The sequence below is a fragment of the Streptomyces noursei genome (assembly GCF_001646665.1).
GTDB lineage: Bacteria > Actinomycetota > Actinomycetes > Streptomycetales > Streptomycetaceae > Streptomyces > Streptomyces lavendulocolor.
Genome location: NZ_LWBU01000141.1, coordinates 30,065 through 45,189, shown reverse-complemented (window position 1 = coordinate 45,189; position 15,125 = coordinate 30,065). Strand labels below are relative to the sequence as shown.

General features: G+C 71.9%; 12 protein-coding genes and 3 pseudogenes. 8 read left to right on the top strand and 7 right to left on the bottom strand.

Translation table 11 applies throughout. From position 1 onward, the window contains the following. Positions 1–59: 59 nt before the first annotated feature. Positions 60–665, top strand: a complete 606-nt coding sequence (locus A4V12_RS11870; protein WP_064069265.1) for a flavodoxin family protein — start codon at positions 60–62, stop codon at positions 663–665. 255 nt (positions 666–920) lie between these two features. Further along, entirely contained in the window at positions 921–3,116 is a 2,196-nt protein-coding gene (locus A4V12_RS11865) for a DUF1996 domain-containing protein (protein ID WP_234372149.1), read from the top strand. Between the two features lie 298 nt (positions 3,117–3,414). Here the strand turns inward: A4V12_RS11865 and A4V12_RS11860 are convergent, their stop codons facing one another. The 5 genes and pseudogenes from A4V12_RS11860 to A4V12_RS11845 all read right to left on the bottom strand — a co-directional run bounded on the left by A4V12_RS11860 (position 3,415) and on the right by A4V12_RS11845 (position 6,873). Continuing rightward, entirely contained in the window at positions 3,415–3,831 is a 417-nt protein-coding gene (locus tag A4V12_RS11860) for a CBS domain-containing protein (RefSeq protein WP_064069264.1), read from the bottom strand. A gap of 134 nt (positions 3,832–3,965) precedes the next feature. After that, a complete protein-coding gene (locus A4V12_RS39470) occupies positions 3,966–4,760 on the bottom strand; it encodes a universal stress protein (RefSeq protein WP_159028859.1) in 795 nt (264 codons plus the stop codon). A 20-nt stretch (positions 4,761–4,780) separates the two neighbouring features. Beyond that, a pseudogene (locus A4V12_RS39465) lies at positions 4,781–4,858 on the bottom strand (hypothetical protein); the annotation flags it as partial. Continuing rightward, a complete protein-coding gene (locus tag A4V12_RS11850) occupies positions 4,855–5,511 on the bottom strand; it encodes a DUF4389 domain-containing protein (RefSeq protein WP_064069263.1) in 657 nt (218 codons plus the stop codon). The gene A4V12_RS11850 and the pseudogene A4V12_RS39465, both read right to left, overlap by 4 nt. 12 nt (positions 5,512–5,523) lie before the next feature. Next, entirely contained in the window at positions 5,524–6,873 is a 1,350-nt protein-coding gene (locus A4V12_RS11845) for a nicotinate phosphoribosyltransferase (RefSeq protein ID WP_064069262.1), read from the bottom strand. Positions 6,874–7,154: 281 nt separating this feature from the next. On the opposite strand from A4V12_RS11845, the pseudogene A4V12_RS34775 reads away from it, so the two are divergent. Beyond that, positions 7,155–7,337 (top strand): annotated as a pseudogene (locus tag A4V12_RS34775) (alcohol dehydrogenase); the annotation flags it as partial. A 141-nt stretch (positions 7,338–7,478) separates the two neighbouring features. Next, the gene (locus A4V12_RS11840; RefSeq protein WP_064069261.1) at positions 7,479–7,826 is read left to right on the top strand and encodes a hypothetical protein; all 348 of its coding nucleotides are present in this window, start codon (positions 7,479–7,481) and stop codon (positions 7,824–7,826) included. Between the two features lie 260 nt (positions 7,827–8,086). Here the strand turns inward: A4V12_RS11840 and A4V12_RS11835 are convergent, their stop codons facing one another. Beyond that, positions 8,087–10,123: a SpoIIE family protein phosphatase gene (locus A4V12_RS11835; protein WP_234372148.1), complete on the bottom strand. Its 2,037-nt coding sequence runs from the start codon at positions 10,121–10,123 to the stop codon at positions 8,087–8,089. 1,157 nt (positions 10,124–11,280) lie between these two features. Between A4V12_RS11835 and A4V12_RS11830 the strand changes: the two genes are divergently transcribed. From A4V12_RS11830 to A4V12_RS11820, 3 genes and pseudogenes are all read left to right on the top strand, one after another. Further along, entirely contained in the window at positions 11,281–12,129 is an 849-nt protein-coding gene (locus tag A4V12_RS11830; RefSeq protein ID WP_079136985.1) for a hypothetical protein, read from the top strand. A 239-nt stretch (positions 12,130–12,368) separates the two neighbouring features. Further along, positions 12,369–12,575: pseudogene (locus tag A4V12_RS36435) on the top strand (IS1380 family transposase); the annotation flags it as partial. 192 nt (positions 12,576–12,767) lie between these two features. Further along, the gene (locus A4V12_RS11820; RefSeq protein ID WP_064069259.1) at positions 12,768–13,172 is read left to right on the top strand and encodes a type II toxin-antitoxin system PemK/MazF family toxin; all 405 of its coding nucleotides are present in this window, start codon (positions 12,768–12,770) and stop codon (positions 13,170–13,172) included. A gap of 551 nt (positions 13,173–13,723) precedes the next feature. Here the strand turns inward: A4V12_RS11820 and A4V12_RS36420 are convergent. After that, a complete protein-coding gene (locus A4V12_RS36420; protein WP_064069258.1) occupies positions 13,724–13,972 on the bottom strand; it encodes a hypothetical protein in 249 nt (82 codons plus the stop codon). A gap of 688 nt (positions 13,973–14,660) precedes the next feature. Between A4V12_RS36420 and panD the strand changes: the two genes are divergently transcribed. After that, positions 14,661–15,089: an aspartate 1-decarboxylase gene (gene panD / locus A4V12_RS11810; protein ID WP_064069257.1), complete on the top strand. Its 429-nt coding sequence runs from the start codon at positions 14,661–14,663 to the stop codon at positions 15,087–15,089. The last annotated feature ends 36 nt before the right edge of the window (positions 15,090–15,125 follow it).

The following is a 15,125-nucleotide window of genomic DNA, read 5'->3' as shown; positions in this document are numbered from 1 at the left end:
TCACTCGATCGGGGTCCGGGAGCGGTCTCGACCTGCGGGTACGGGGTACGCGGCACGACATGAAAGCACTGGTGATCAACTGCACGCTCAAGCCGTCGCCCGAGCCGTCCAACACCCACGCGCTGGCACACGTCGTGGCCCGCCAACTCGTCGACCAGGGCGTGGAGGTGCGCTTCGTCCGCGCGGTCGACCTGAACATCAAACCCGGAGTGACCGGCGACGAGGGCGAGGGCGACCAGTGGCCGGAGGTGCACCGCATGCTCCTCGACGCGCAGATCCTCATCATGGCCTCGCCGACCTGGCTGGGCCGTCCCTCCTCCGTCGCCCAGCGGGTGCTGGAGCGGATGGACGCCATGCTGTCCGAGACGGACGACGCGGGCCGGCCCGTGGCGTACAATCGCGTCGCCGGCGTCGTCGTCACCGGCAACGAGGACGGCGCCCACCACGTGATCAGCGAGATCGCCGGCGCCCTGGGAGACATCGGCTACACCGTCCCCGGCCAGGCGTGGACCTACTGGCACCTCGGCCCGGGCGCCGGCCCCGACTACCTGGACGACGAGCGCGGCCACGACTGGTCGGACCGTACGGGCCGGGCGATGGCAGCCAACCTGTACGGCGTCGCCAAGGCCTTGGAGCGCAACCCCCTCGGGCCGCCGCCCGGTTGAGCCGCCCGGCCGGGCCGCCCGGCCGGGCCGGGACGCCGCGCCGGGACGCCGCGCCGGGACGCCGCTCCGGGCGCCGCCGGGAAAAACTTTCCGCACTCGTTGAACAGATCATGTGCCCCATCCGTATGGAGGGCGGCGCTTCCCCCACGGACAAGTGCGTGGCGAGGGACGACGCCCCGTATGCGGCTAGGAGTTGTGATGACACGTGCGCAGCGAAGACGTTCGAAACGAGGCAGGAGGAGCGCCGTCCTCTCGATGGCGCTGATGCTGGGAGGGGGTGGACTGATCGCGGTCAACTCCTATGCGTCCGCGGGCGAGAGCTGGCTGGGCGGCGATGCGGAGCGGACCCGCAGCACCGGTCCCACCGCGTCCACCCTCGACTGCCCGGAGGTGGCGAACGGGCTGCCGGAGGTTCCCGAGGCCGCCAGGCCCGAGGTCGACCGCGAGCTGGCCACGCTGGACAGCCAGATCACCGAGGCGTACCAGCGGTTCGTGGATGTGAAGGAGCAGATCGACAAGGATCCCGAGTACGCCCGGAACGCGGTTCTCGACCCGCTGAAGAACCAGCGTGCGGCGGGCCTGGACCGGATCGCCGAGGCCATCGGACGGGTGGCGGGCAAGCAGCCGGACGGGCTCGGGGACATGGCGGCGTGCACCCTGAAGGTGGACAGCGCCGACGGCGCCGGGGCCGGCACCGGCGAACAGCAGGACCAGGGGGAGGGCCAGGACCAGGCCCCGGACCAGGGCCAGGGTCAGGGCCGGGGCGCCACCGGGCAGGCGGGCAACGGGCCCGTGGCCGGCGACTTCGCCGACATCCGCAGCGTCCAGCCCGACACCCGCCGGCCGCAGCAGCAGAGCGGCGCCTCGCGAGGCGTCTTCTCCACCGACTGCGGGGTGAACGAGAGCGGCAAGTTCAACCCGGACAACGTGATCGTCGCGCCCGGTGTGCGCAACGGTGCCCACCACATGCACGACTACGTGGGCAACCAGGCCAACGACGCGTTCGCCAGTGACGACGACCTCGCCAAGGGGCGGACGACCTGCCGCAACCAGGGCGACAAGTCGACGTACTACTGGCCCGTCCTGCGCGTGCAGAACGGCCAGGACGAGAACGACGCCGGCGCGGACGGCGGCGGCAAGGACAAGAACGTCGGCGAGATCAGGACACCCTCCGAGGTCACACTGAACTTCGTCGGCAGTCCGGTCTCCAAGGTCACGGCCATGCCCCGCTTCCTGCGCATCATCACCGGCGACGCCAAGGCCTTCGTCAACGGGAACGCGAACGCCAACGCCTCCTGGAGCTGCACGGGCTTCGAGGACCGTCAGCTGAAGGACAAGTACCCGATCTGCCCCGAGGGCAGCAAGGTCGTCCGGTCGTTCAAGTTCCAGAGCTGCTGGGACGGTCAGAACACCGACAGCGCCAACCACCGCACGCATGTCGCGTTCGCCGACGGGAACGGCAACTGCCCGGAGGGCTTCCGGGCCATTCCGCAGCTCGTCCAGCGGATCGTCTACGACGTGCCGCCGCCGGTGTTCGACGGTGACAGGTCCAGCGTCTTCGCGCTCGACTCCTTCCCGGAGCAGCTGCACAAGCCGGTGACCGACCACGGCGACTTCATCAACGTCTTCGACGACGCGCTGATGAAGGACCTCGTCGACTGCATCAACGAAGGACGCACCTGCGCCAACGGCGCCGCCGGCGACGCGCCGCCGCCCGCGGACGGCGGTCAGGAAGCGCCCGGGCCCGGCGACGGGACCGACCCCGGCGCGGGCGAGCCGAGCCCTCCCGCCGACCCGACCGAGCCGCCTGCCGACCCGACCGAGCCGCCGTCCGAGCCTGCCGAGCCTGCCGAGCCTGCCGAGCCTGCCGAGCCGACCGAGCCGACCGAGCCGACCGAGCCGGCCGAACCGCCCGCTGCCGGTGGCGAGCCGAGCGAACCGCCCGCCGCTCCGGCCGAGCCGACCGAGCCGCCCGCGGCCCCGGCGGAACCGGCGGAACCGGCCGAACCGGCCGCACCGCCCGCTGCCGGGGGTGAGCAGCCGGAGGCGCCGCCCGCCGCTCCGGCGCAGGGGGACCGGCCGACCCGTACGCCCGAGGTGCCGAGGCCCAAGGCCGCGGCGAGCGCGTACCCCGGCGCCGCCGGTGACCGGGACGACGCGACGCCCGCAGCGCCCGCGACGCCCGCGGCCGAGGACGCCCAGGGGCAGCCGCAGAACGCCGGGACGTCCCCGGCCGGCTCTCCCGCCGGGCAGGAGCCGCCGGCGAACGAGCCGGTGGCCAACGGGGCCGGTGCCTCGCAGGCCGCGGAGGGCGGACTGGCGTCCACCGGCGCCGAGTTGTGGCCGTCCGCGGCAGGAGCGCTGCTGCTGCTCGGCGGCGCGGCGCTCATGTGGATGGGCAGGCGCCGTGAGGCCGCCGTCGCCGGCGGGGGCTCACGCCGCCGTCGCTGAGCCCGCCGTACACGGCCGTGCCGGGATCCGCGCCGACGGGTCCCGGCACGGCCGTTCGGTGCCCGAGCCGCCGCGGGGGCTCGGGCGCCGGGAGAGACGGCCGGCACTGCCTCGCCGGACGGGCGACCGGGCCCTCAGCGGTCGCCGTCCCGGAACCCGCCGGCCCCGCCACCGGACGAACCGGTCCTGTTGCACCCCCGTCCGCAAGCCGGCGCGCGGGCGGCGGTCGCACCCGGGCATGCACGGCGAGGCCGCGTGCCCCGGCACCGCCCCCGGCGACGCCGCACGACCCGGGCAGTCAGCCGGCGCAGATGACCTCGACCAGGTGTCCCACCTTCTCGTCCGGCAGGCAACGCGCGAGATCCCCCTCACTGATCATCCCGACGAGCCGGTGGTCGTCGGTCACGGGCAGCCGTCGGATCCTGTGTTCCTGCATGGTCTCGAGGACCTGGTCGGCATCGGCACCGGCATCGATCGTGATCGGCTTGCCCTGCTCCAGCTGTCCCGCCGTCATGGTCCGCGGGTCCTTGCCCCTGGCCACGCACTTCAGCACGATGTCGCGGTCCGTGATGATGCCGTGCAGGCGGTCGTCCGGCCCGCAGATGGGCAGGGCCCCGACGTCCAGTTCCTTCATCCGCAGCGCCGCGGCATCCAGCGTCTCGTTCTCCTGGACGCAGGTGGCACCCGCGTGCATGATGTCTCGCGCGGTGGTCATGGCCGACTCCTTCGAGTTGTTCCCTCGAGGGGCGGGCCGTGGAGCCGGCTCGCCCCGGCCGTCACTCCTCCCCACCAGTCTGGAGGCACCGCCCCGGGTACGCATGCCGCGCGACGGCCCGTGCGCACCGGACGTCAGCCGTGGGGGACGACCGCGACGGGAGCGCTCACGTGGTGCAGTACGGCCCCCGTCACCGGACCGACGCGCCCGCCCGGCGGGTGCCCGCGCAGCAGCAGCCCGACGACGAGCAGGCTCGCGCCGGCGGAGGCGTACACCAGCTGGACCGCGGGCGAGCCCATGACGGCCTCGGCCGTGGTCTTGACGGAAGGGAACCGTTCCGTCCAGGGGGCGAGCACCGTCAGCAGTTCCCGTTCCGTGCCGTCGCCGATCTCCTGCACGAGGCCGGGGTCCATGATCTCCGCCTGTCCGAAGCCCACCGGCATGTGCCAGGCGTGCACCACGCGCAGAGCGGAGTGACCCAGGGCCGCCTCACGGAAGGCGAATTCCAGGGCCGGCGGTGCGGGGCGCTCCAGGTCGAGCCCGAGAACCACGTCACCGGCCGCACCCGGCCCGGCCGCCACGGCATCGCCCGCCCCGGCGGGCTCCGCGCTCCGCACGTACACCACCGGGCGACGGACGTCGTGCAGGACGGACAGACCGACGGAGCCCAGCACGAAGCCCGCGAGGGAGCCGAGGCCCCGCGAGCCGAGGACGAGCAGCTGCGTCCGCCCGATGTCGTCGACGGCGCCGGCCAGCTCCGCCGCCGGGCGCCCGGTCCGCTCCTCCACCGTCACCACGAGGCCCTCGTGGTCCCGCTCGGCCTCTTTCGCCGCCTGCCGGAGCAGGGCGGCGGTCGATGCGCTCGACGGCCCCGGACGGTGCAGGGGACCTCGGGAGTGGCGGGCGACCGGGCGACGTGGAGGAGGCACAGCGGTGCGCCTCGCAGACGTGCCTCCCGGGCGGCCCAGCGGGTGGCGGCGACGCTCTCCGGGGAGCCGTCGAAGCCCACGGTGACGTTTCCGGTCATGGCCATACGTCCTCACCGGGCTCCCGAGCGCCCTGGTCGAGCCGGAACGGGGGATAGGTGTCCGTCATCAGAGCCGCGTAGGCGGCGACCCGCAGCACCCACCTGTTGAGTCCCATGATCAGATCGAAGATGTCCCGCGGGTAGTGGTCACGCACGGCGAGGACCACGGCGGCGATCAGGACCAGGACCGCGATGAGACCGCCCGACCACAGTCCGAGACGGACGCCTCCCAGGAAGAAGCCGATCACGAGGTAGTGCGGCAGGGCGAGCAGCCACCACTTCACCAGGACGAGACCGCGGGACAGCCGGTCGGGGTGGGTGATCGTGAGCCTCGCCGGGTAGTCGGGGTCGTCCGCCAGGGTGAACGGCGGATAGCGGTCGGTCGCGAGAGCCCCGTACGCGTAGTACGACACCCGCCATGTCCAGCGCAGGACACCCACGTTGAAGTCGAACAAGGGCCGCGGATAGCGCTCCGTGAACAGGATCGCGAAGAACGCGACGACGGAGGTCAGGCAGAACGCGATCCACAGGAAGAACAGCACGACGTAGTGCGGGATCGCCAGGATCCACTTCACCAGCCACAGCCATCGCGACAGCGGCCGGTCGAGCCGGGCTTCCACCCGGACCGGTGCGAACAGGGGAACGGTCGTCATGTCGGTCACTCCTCAGGAGGCGTCCGCCGTGGCCGCGCCGGTGACCCGCGCGCGCAGGCGGCGCCTGGTGTCGTCGGTCAGCTCCGCGAGCCGGGGCGACACCACCGGCCGGGGCGACCATGGTTCACGGATGCGGCGCGCCGGGCCCGGAAGTGCCGCCACGTCGCCGGCGAAGCGTGCGTGGGCGGCGGCGAGGGTGTCCGGCGGACCGGTTCTGCACCCGTCGCGCATGACCGTGCGCAGCAGCGGTTCGGCGCCGGGCGGGGCCGGCTCGTCCCACAGCGCGACGCAGTCCGGCTCTCCCGCGGTGCGGTACACCTGCTTGCGGCCGGGAAGCGTCACCTTGGCGGACGACAGCTTCATCACGGGCCGGCCGTCGTACTCCACAAGCTTGTACGCGGAGTCCAGGTACGGGGCGTCGGCCGAGGTACCGACGCGGGTGCCGACGGCGTACACGTCGATGGGTGCGCCGGCGCGGACCAGGGCGTCGACCCCGTACTCGTCCAGGCCGCCGCTCGCGATGACCGCCACGTCGTCCAGCCCGGCGTCGTCCAGCGCCGCGCGGGCAGCGCGCGCCAGCTCGCCGAGGTCGCCGCTGTCGAGCCGGATCGCGCAACCGGCACCGCGGCGCAGGTCCTTCAGGACGCGGGCCGCCACCTGCACGCCCCGCTCGGTGTCGTACGTGTCGACGAGGAAGGTGACGGGACCGGGATGGGTGCGGGCGAAGGCCCGGAAAGCGGCCTCCTCGTCGTCGAAGGCCTCGACATACGAGTGCGCCATGGTCCCCGACGCCCGGAGGCCGTAGCGGCCGGCCGCCGCGACGTTGCTGGTTCCCGCGAACCCGGCGATGCCCGCCACCCGGGCGGCCTGCATGCCCGCCTCGGGCCCGTGGGCGCGCCGCAGGGAGAAGTCGACCACCGGGTGGCCCGCGGCGGCCAGCACACAGCGGGCCGCCTTGGAGGCGATGGCCGTCTGGTGGCTGACGAGGCTCAGCAGGTACGTCTCGACGAGCTGCGCCTGCGGCAGGGGGGCGGTCACCTCCAGGAGCGGCTCGTCCGGGTGCACCACCCGGCCCTCGGGGACGGCCCGCACCTCACCGCGGAAGGTGAGGCCGAGCAGCGGCTCCAGATCGTCGGGCGGCCGCCCCAGCGCGGCGGCGAAGTCCCGCACGTCGGCGGGCGTCACGCGGAAGCCGGAGAGGTGGTCGAGCGCGGGCTCCAGTCCCGCGCTGACGAGGAAGCCGCGCCCGGGCGGCAGGTCCCGTGCGAAGAGGCTGAACGTCGCGGGCCGGTCCATGCCCTCCCGCAGGTAGGACAGGGCCATGGTCACCTCGTACAGGTCCGTCGTCGTCACGTGGGACATGCGTACTCACCGCTTCGGTGGATCGACGCCCGTGGCGTCCCGGAGTCTCGCCGACCTCTCCAGCGTCCCGCGGGTGACCGGCGGGCGACAGGGCCGACCGGTGCACACCCGGAACACCTGCGGCGCGCGCCGCGCGGGACCTTCGGCCTCGGCCGGGACCTGCGTGGCCCTGCTCGCCGGCCCCCGCCGGTGACAGCGTTGAGGTGCGACACACCTCGTCCTGTCCGAGGGAGGAATCATGAGCAGCGACACCCTCTCCGTTCGGCAGCCCGGGACGGTCGTCGCCCGGCCAGGTGGACACGTCCTCCATCCCCTGGCTGCTGGAGCTGGTACGCGTCGGATACCTCGCGGTCCCCCTCCTGGTCACCCACACCTTCGGCCTCGACCGCATGCAGCACGCCTACGACGTCTTCGCGCACGGCACCACGACGGGCGCCCTCAAGGTCGTGCTGCACCGCGACTGAGGACGACGAGGGCCCGGCTCACCGATCCGCGGACGCACCGGCAGCAACGAACCGGGGCGCACCGAGCGAGAGTCGACCTGCTGACGCATACCGTGCCGAAATCCCGTCGAGATCCGCTCGAGCCGTACCTACCATGCCGACATGGCCCACGCGAAGACCTCCTACGTCTGCCTGCCCTGCCGGGCCTCGTACAAGCAGCCCTACGACAGGGACAGGGAGCGGATCTGCCCCCGTTGCGCACAGCCGCTGATCCACGTGGGCTCAGCCTTCGCCGCACCCCGCCGCCGGGACACCCACGCCTGGCGGACGTTGTCCGTGCTTCTGCACGCCGGTATCCGCTTCCACAAGAGCTGTTGCGGCGGGCCCGGTTACCGTCCCCGCACCCTGAGCGAGGTCCGCGAGCGGATGACGTACGCCCGGCGCAGTGGCGAGCCTTTCGCCAGGGCGCTCGTACGGTACGAGGTCCCCGCGTCCCCGCCGCGCGGTTGAGGCGAGCCGTCGCGGACGCGTACCGATCCGGCCCGGCGGGGAGCAGATTCTTCGGGAAGCCCCCCGCTGCCCGCCCCCGTACACGATTCGCTCCAGGGACGCGCTCGGCGAGCAGCGCGCGCACGTACCGCCACCCCTTGTCCACCCCCGCCCATGGATGCGGAACTGGCGGAGCTGCCGGCGGACGCCCGTGTCGCAGCGGCCGCTGACCGGCACGCCCGGGACGGTCGGCGCCCTCCGGCGCAGCTACCCGCCCGGAGTCACGCGCCGTCGTCCGTCGGTGTCGAGGCCGACGGACGACGACGCTCAGTGACCTGGGCGAGGAGGAGCACGGTGTCGTCGGCCGGGCCGGACGGCAGCAGGTGCGTGAGGATGCCGTCCGCCGTCTCTTCCAACCTGCCGGACACATCTGCCAGTTGGGCGCGGAGGGCTCCGATGCCCTGGTCGATGTCCTTGCCGCGCACCTCGATCAGGCCATCGGTGTAGAGGGCCAGGATGTCTCCTTCCTGGAGCGCGATTTCGAGCGTGCCGAAGGGAAGGCCGCCGACACCGAGGGGAACCCCCGGCACGTCGTCGATGATCCTCACCGAGCCGTTCTGTTCGCGTACGAGGGGCGGGGGATGGCCGGCATTCGCGATGTGGGCGCGGCCCGTCGCGGGGTCGTAGCGGATGTAGAGGCAGGTCGCCAGTTCGATGCCCGCTTCCTGGACGCACGCGTCGAGTTCCATGAGGAGGTCGCCGGGTTCCAGGTTCTGGCGAGCCAACGCCTTGGCGGTGATCCGTAGCCGGCCCATCGCTGCGGCCGCCGGTACGCCGTGCCCCATGACGTCGCCGACCACGAGGGCCACCCGGCCGCCCGGCAGGTCGATCACGTCGTACCAGTCGCCCCCGACCTCCGTCAGGTGGCTGCCGGGGAGGTAGCGGTGAGCGATGCGCAGGGACGGGCTGGTCGCCAGGTTGGTGGGGAGCAGCGCGCGCTGGAGGGTGAGCGCTATCTCCTGGACCTGGCTGTAGAGGCGGGCGTTGTCCAGGCACAGGGCGGCGCGCGAGGCGAGTTCGCCGGCCAGGCTGAGGTCCTGCTCGGTGAAGACCGGGCGGGCGGCGGAGCGGCCGAACATGGTGATTCCCTGGACCGTGCCCCGGGCGATCAGAGGAGCGATGAGGAGACAGGTCAGGCCGCTGTCCATCAGCAACTGGCCGCGGTCCTGGTGGATCACGGTCCGTGTCATGAACTCCTCGTTCACGGGGACGCAGACGGGCAGGCCCGTGCGAAGTATCTCGTGGACCGTGGAGCCCGGGGGATATGTCACGCGTTCCAGTCCGCCGACGAGTTCGGGCGCCGGAGGCGGCAGGCTGGTGCCGGATGCGATCCGTCGCGTGACCAGGGGGAGGTCCGGGTCGAACTCCTCGGATTCGTCCATCCACTCCACGACTTCCACGACGGAGGCGTCGGCGAACTCCGGAACGGCCGCTTGCACCAGCTCACGGGCGGTGATGTCCACATCCAGTGTCGTGCCGATCCGGGCCGCGGCCCGGTCCAGCAGAGCCAGCCGCTGCCGTCCGGCCGCCGCTTCCACGATGGCCTGCTCACGGTCGGTGACGTCCACGAGGAGGCCGCCCAGTCCCGGGCGCGTATCGCCTGCCTGACTCAAGGGGAAGAAGCTCACCGACCGCACCTGGTCCCGGTCGGGACGGCCCGGTGTGCGAAGGACGACCAGCGCGCTCACGAGGGGCCGCCCCCCGTCGGCGACGGCGTGCAGCATCCGCTGGTACTCGCCGCCGTCGGATGTGATCATGAAGTCCTCCATGGCGCGCCCGATGTGGTCCTCGATCGGGATTCCGTCCATGTCGGCGAGGGCCTGGTTGAGGTGGACGTAGCGCAGGTCCTGGTCGAGCATGACGAGGCCGATCGGGCACGTCTCGAAGAGGGCGTCGAGGAAGGTGAGGTTGGTCTTCACCCGGTCGAGTTCGTCGCCCCTGCTGGCGAGGCCGACGATCACGGTACGGCCTTGGTGGCCGGTCACCGGGAAGACCCGGAAGCCGCAGTCGAAGACCGTTCCGTCGTGGTGCAGAGCGGGCATTCTTACCCGCCAGTAGCCCAGGGTGCGGCCGCGTTCCGCGAGCCGCTCCGCCGCGCTGGCCCCGTCCACGGGGGCGGCGGGAAAGAGGGTCGCGGCGGGCTTGGCGAGCACGTCCTCGGCCTCGTATCCGAAGAGCCTCTGCGCGCCGGGTCCCCAGTAGCAGATCCGGTCGTCGTCATCCATCCCGAGCACGGCCACGGCCACGTGCTCCAGCAAGGTCCCCGGCTCCGACCAGAGCGGCCCGGGACCCTGCACCCGCGTTGGTTTCGATGACACCAGGCGCCCTTTCTGCCGCACCCGCGGAACCCGAGTGCGCCTCTCGTCGGCGGACGGGGACCTCACGTCAATTCTGCTCGCCGTCCGAGGTTCGGACACTACGGCGACAGCAGGGGGGTGTGCCGGTGTGCGAGGTGGACACGGGCTGCGAAAGCCGAGGCCCGATACGGCCCTGCGGCCGACCGAGTCGGACCAGTTCGGAAGCGGCCACTGCCGTCGTGCTACCAGATCCTTCACCGAGCCGGATGAGGGCGAAGGCCGGGGGTGATGAGGTCGACCGAGCGGATTGAGGGGATCTGCGTCCCGGGAGGAACGTGACAGGGAGGAACGTGACACGAGGTCCGGCCTCACGGGCTCGACCGGACTCGTGCCGCGACGCGACCACCAGCAACCCGCTGCTGCGCGGACCCACCCGGCCCGTATCCGCGCGGCGACTGTAGGTGACGGCTGCCGATGCCGGGTTGGTGCCCGAGCCCCGATACGCACCGGGCCTCCGTCGTCGGGTGCGAAACGATCGCACCCGCCAGGTCGGCCAGGGACTGGAACCGGGTGAGGATCCGGTGCCAGGTGCCGTTCCGCTGCCCTCGACGGAACAGGTCGTGGACCCGGCCTCAGGGACCGTACTCGTCGGGTAGGTCCCGCCTGGGCACACCGGCCGCCCGGGTGCCGGGGTGGGTGACTTGGGTGAGGGCTGTGGCGAAGGCATCGGCGGCCTGGCCGACGGTGTGGGACTCGGCGAGGTTCAGGGCGGCGGCAGAGGCGTTGTTTTAACGCCCGAGTGCGTCACCTGCCTCACCTTCTCGCAGGTCACGCCGTGCGGCTGTCCATGTCGTCCAGGGTGGCGACGCCCACGCGGGAACAGGTGCCGCTGATGACCGGTGACGAAGCCGGCGGCCGTTTCCATGGGGAGGCAGGAACCGGCATGCGTGTCGACCCCTCGAAGGTGGGACAGCGCTTCCAGCCGAATCATTCCAGGGTGGAAGACAGTTTGTCTTCGGGTTCGCGCCGTCTCAGTCGGCGGCCGGGAACAGGGGTGGCGTCGGCAGCCCCTCCGGCGTGTGCCACGATCTCCCCCAACCTGTGGGGGGTGTTGCTGAATGGCGCAGGACATTGCGCTGCGGCCGGTGGTGGATCCGGCCCTCGAGGACGCGGAGCGCGCGCTGCTGGAGAAGTCCGCCGACGGACTCTTCCCAGCCACGCTGCCGCTGCCCGAGGAGCCGGGGCTTGGCGGCCGTACCAAGGCGGACACGTGCACCGTGCTGGTCGGCGGCAAGGTGGTCCAGCAGGCGCACAGCACACCGGACTCCTCGTCCGCCACCTGTGCGGGCAGCACCGCGGACGCCCCGCAGCGGGGCATCCCCGTGCCCACTCTCACCCCCGGCGCCTCCCCGCTGCCCGAGGAGCGGCGGCTCACCGGGACCGTCAAGGTGCCGGACTACCCGGGCGCGGGCTCGCCGGTCATCGGCACCGTCGCGGACTCCTCCTTGGAGTACGCGGAGCTGGGCGGCAAATGGGACCGGAGCAAGACGCTGGATCCGGTCTTCGATGGCTTCACCCGCAAGCAGGAGGGGCGCCAGCGCGCACTCGTGAAGTCCACGCAGGTCGACGAGGACATCATGGCCGCGGCCGGCGGCACCGGGGAGCTGCGGGACGTGGCGGGCGCGGTGATGGACGAGCGGCGGCGCTACGAGTACCCCCGCGACCAGGCGATCCTGGTCGACGTCGCCTCGCAGCCGCTGAAGGTCGACGGACATGACGCCTGGCTGCTGGTCAGCGAGATCCACTTCCACAAACGCGGGGTGCCGTCCACGATGGACCTGAACGCGGTCCTCGTGGTCGACACCGGGCGGGTCCGCCCCTCGGTGCTGTGGGTCGTACTGCCGGAGACGAACAAGAAGCTCTGGCCGGACCTGAACACTCTGGTCGCATCCGTCCAGGTCCGCTGAGCTGCACCGATACGGGACGGGCCCGGGCGCGCGACGCGTTCCGGGCCCGTCCGGTAGAGCGCGACGCTGGCCGGGCCCGGCATCGATTCGACGACGACCAGGTCGACGAGCGTGCCCGACGCACGGGTGCGGTGCCAGACGATCGTGCAGCAGCGCGAGCGGAGCCAATGCTCCACGTGCTCGTACGTGGTGGCGGTGGCTGGCCATCCGTAGAGGCGTGCGACGTTCAGGCGCAGCACCTCGCGGTCGCGCTGGGCGGGGACCGCCTCGCGGATGTCGGGACGCTGCGGGCCGAGCCCGGCGTGTTCGGGCCGGTGGCCACCGACCCCACGGTCTCCCGGCTCGTCGGCGCCCTCGCCGCAGCCGGGCCGAAGGCCCTGTCCGCGATCAGGACGTCCGACAGCAGGCCCCGGACCAACTTCCCAGGCCGGCGCGGGGATTCGTCCCGCGTGAAGCGTCCCGCTACCCGGCTCATCAGGCCCTCGAACGCCTCCTGCCAGTGGGCAGGGTTTACGCTGTGACCTGCGCCTACCGCCTGATCTTCAGTCTTCACACCGATGATCGACGGTGGCCGCACCCGTCTCCACAGGGCGTCAGGCTCGCGCAGCGTCTGGCTGCCGTTTGTGTCCGGAGGACTTGTGCAACGTGGCGAAGTCTGGTGGGTCCAGTTCGACGAGCGGAGGTTGGTCGTACTGCTGTCGGGAGACGACGCGTCCGGGATCCGGGTGATGCAGGTCGTCGCTCCGGCGGGCGTCGACGTCAGCGGTCTGGGCATCGAAGTGATGGTGGGCGCCGGTGAAGGAGTGCCGTTCGAAGGCGTGTTGCGGCTCGCGTTCCGGCGTCCAGGCTTCACCCCTTGCACGTGGCTGACCACCGTGTCGCGGGAGGACCTGATAGAGCGGGTGGCCGTCCTGTCCTCGGCGAAGCTCAGCGAGATTGACGATGCCCTCCGACTCGCTGAACAAGCGCAGGAGCAGACCCCGGCGACGACCGCGACGCTCAGCGAGATGAGGGACGCCCTCCGTCTCGGTGAACTGGGGTAGAGGGAGAAGGAGCCGACGGCGTCGGCTGTCTCGGCCAGATGGTCGACGCTGTCCGACCGCCGCCTCTGCGCCCTCACCATCAAGATCACGATTTACGGCTGGAGTACCGGGCCGCAGGTGATGCAGGTGCCGGTGACCTGGTAGAGGGTCAGGCCAGCGTGCGGGCCATCAAGTGGAGCCGCCGCAAGGAGAGCAAAGCCTGGGCGGTGGTGACCAGGGTGATGTGGCGGTGCCAGCCGCGCCAGGCGCGGCCCTCGAAATGGGTCAGGCGCAGCCGTGCTTGAGCTTGCGGTAGTCGTGTTCGATGCCCCAGCAGATCGCCAGACCAGCCCCCAGCGCAGCATCGGGGCGTCGTGGAGGTGCAGATAGGTGATGTCGGGGCGGACGTCGGGACGGGTGACCTGGGCGGCCAGAGGCATGCCGTGTGACTGCTGCTCAGGGACCGAGTGCCACTGCCCGGACGTGGTGCGAGTGAGGACTGCAGTGCGTCGCGCATCGCGCAAGCAGTTCGGCGGAGCCGTCAATCGGCGTCGGCGTGAGGCAGATGGTGGTCAGGTCAGGGACACCTGCCGGTGGACGACCAGGCAGCAGGCGTGGCGGGGCAGGGGCAGACCTGGATGAGGGGGCAGGTGGCAGGCGGTCAGTCCGCGTGCCTGCTCCGGGCCCGCTGCGAGCACCTGGTTGAGCCACGTGGTGTTCTTCGCATGCTCGGCCGGGTCGGGCGGTGGCAGGATGCTGATCGCGGCGAACAGGGCGGCGTGCGCGGCGGTGGAGAAGGAGCCGGCGGAGAGCCCGGTCACGTCGCGACGAGGTCGCCGGCCGGTCGGTCGAGGCGCAGGGTGGCGGTGCCGCGGGTGGAGCAGCCGTGCGCGCGCCGGTCGTGGCGGACGACGCGCATTCCTTCACGGAGCAGGAACGGTACGTGCGAAAGCCCGTGGACCGGGACCGCCGTCACGGGTGCTTGTGCAGGATCGCCGACAGGTGGCGAGCCGGGCACCATCCGGGAGCCGTATCGATCTCATGCCGGGGTCCCGAAGCCGGTCTGGCGCGGTGTGTGCCTGGCCATCGCCCGCTTGGTGATGCCGTCGGCGGGCCGCCTCGGCGCTCGGATTCCTTGAGCCATGGGAGCCTCCTCCTTTCAGGCGGAATGGTGGGCCTGGGCCGGCTGACTCGCGGCGGCGCGCGGCCCGCTCCCGGTCGGCCGCCTTCGCTCCTGACCGCCGCCCGGACCGCCGGAGTGACGGTGGTCACTGACGCCCATGGAGGGATGCTGCGTAGGCTTGTGCCGTCGTCGCGGTGGGCTCCGGGAGAGCGGGCGATGCCCTCCTCAGTCGCCGATGACGCGTCGGGAAGGTCAGCAAGTGGTCAGCAGGGAGTCCCGCGAAATGCTGGGGAACACTGCCCGGGCACGGGACTCGTTGTAGGGTAGGGAAACCGCACTTGACCTGCAAAAACGCAGGCAGGGAGCCTATGTCCAGGAGTACCTCGATGCTTCGTACCATGTTCAAGTCCAAGATCCACCGGGCCACTGTGACCCAGGCGGACCTCCACTACGTCGGTTCGGTCACCGTGGACGCCGAGCTGATGGAGGCGGCCGACCTGCTGCCGGGCGAGCTCGTGCACATCGTCGACATCGACAACGGCGCCCGTCTGGAGACGTACGTCATCGAGGGCGAGCGCGGCTCCGGCGTGATCGGGATCAATGGGGCGGCCGCGCACCTGGTGCACCCCGGTGACCTGGTGATCCTCATCAGTTACGCCCAGGTCGACGACGCCGAGGCCCGTGCGCTGGTGCCGCGGGTCGTCCACGTCGACGCGGCCAACCGGATCGTGGAGCTCGGCTCCGACGCGTCGGCGCCCGTGCCCGGCAGCGACACCGCGCGCAGCCCGCAGGCCGTCCCCGCCGCGCGCGGCTGAGGCCCGCGCACAGGGCGGGGCCGCCGGGCGGGGCCC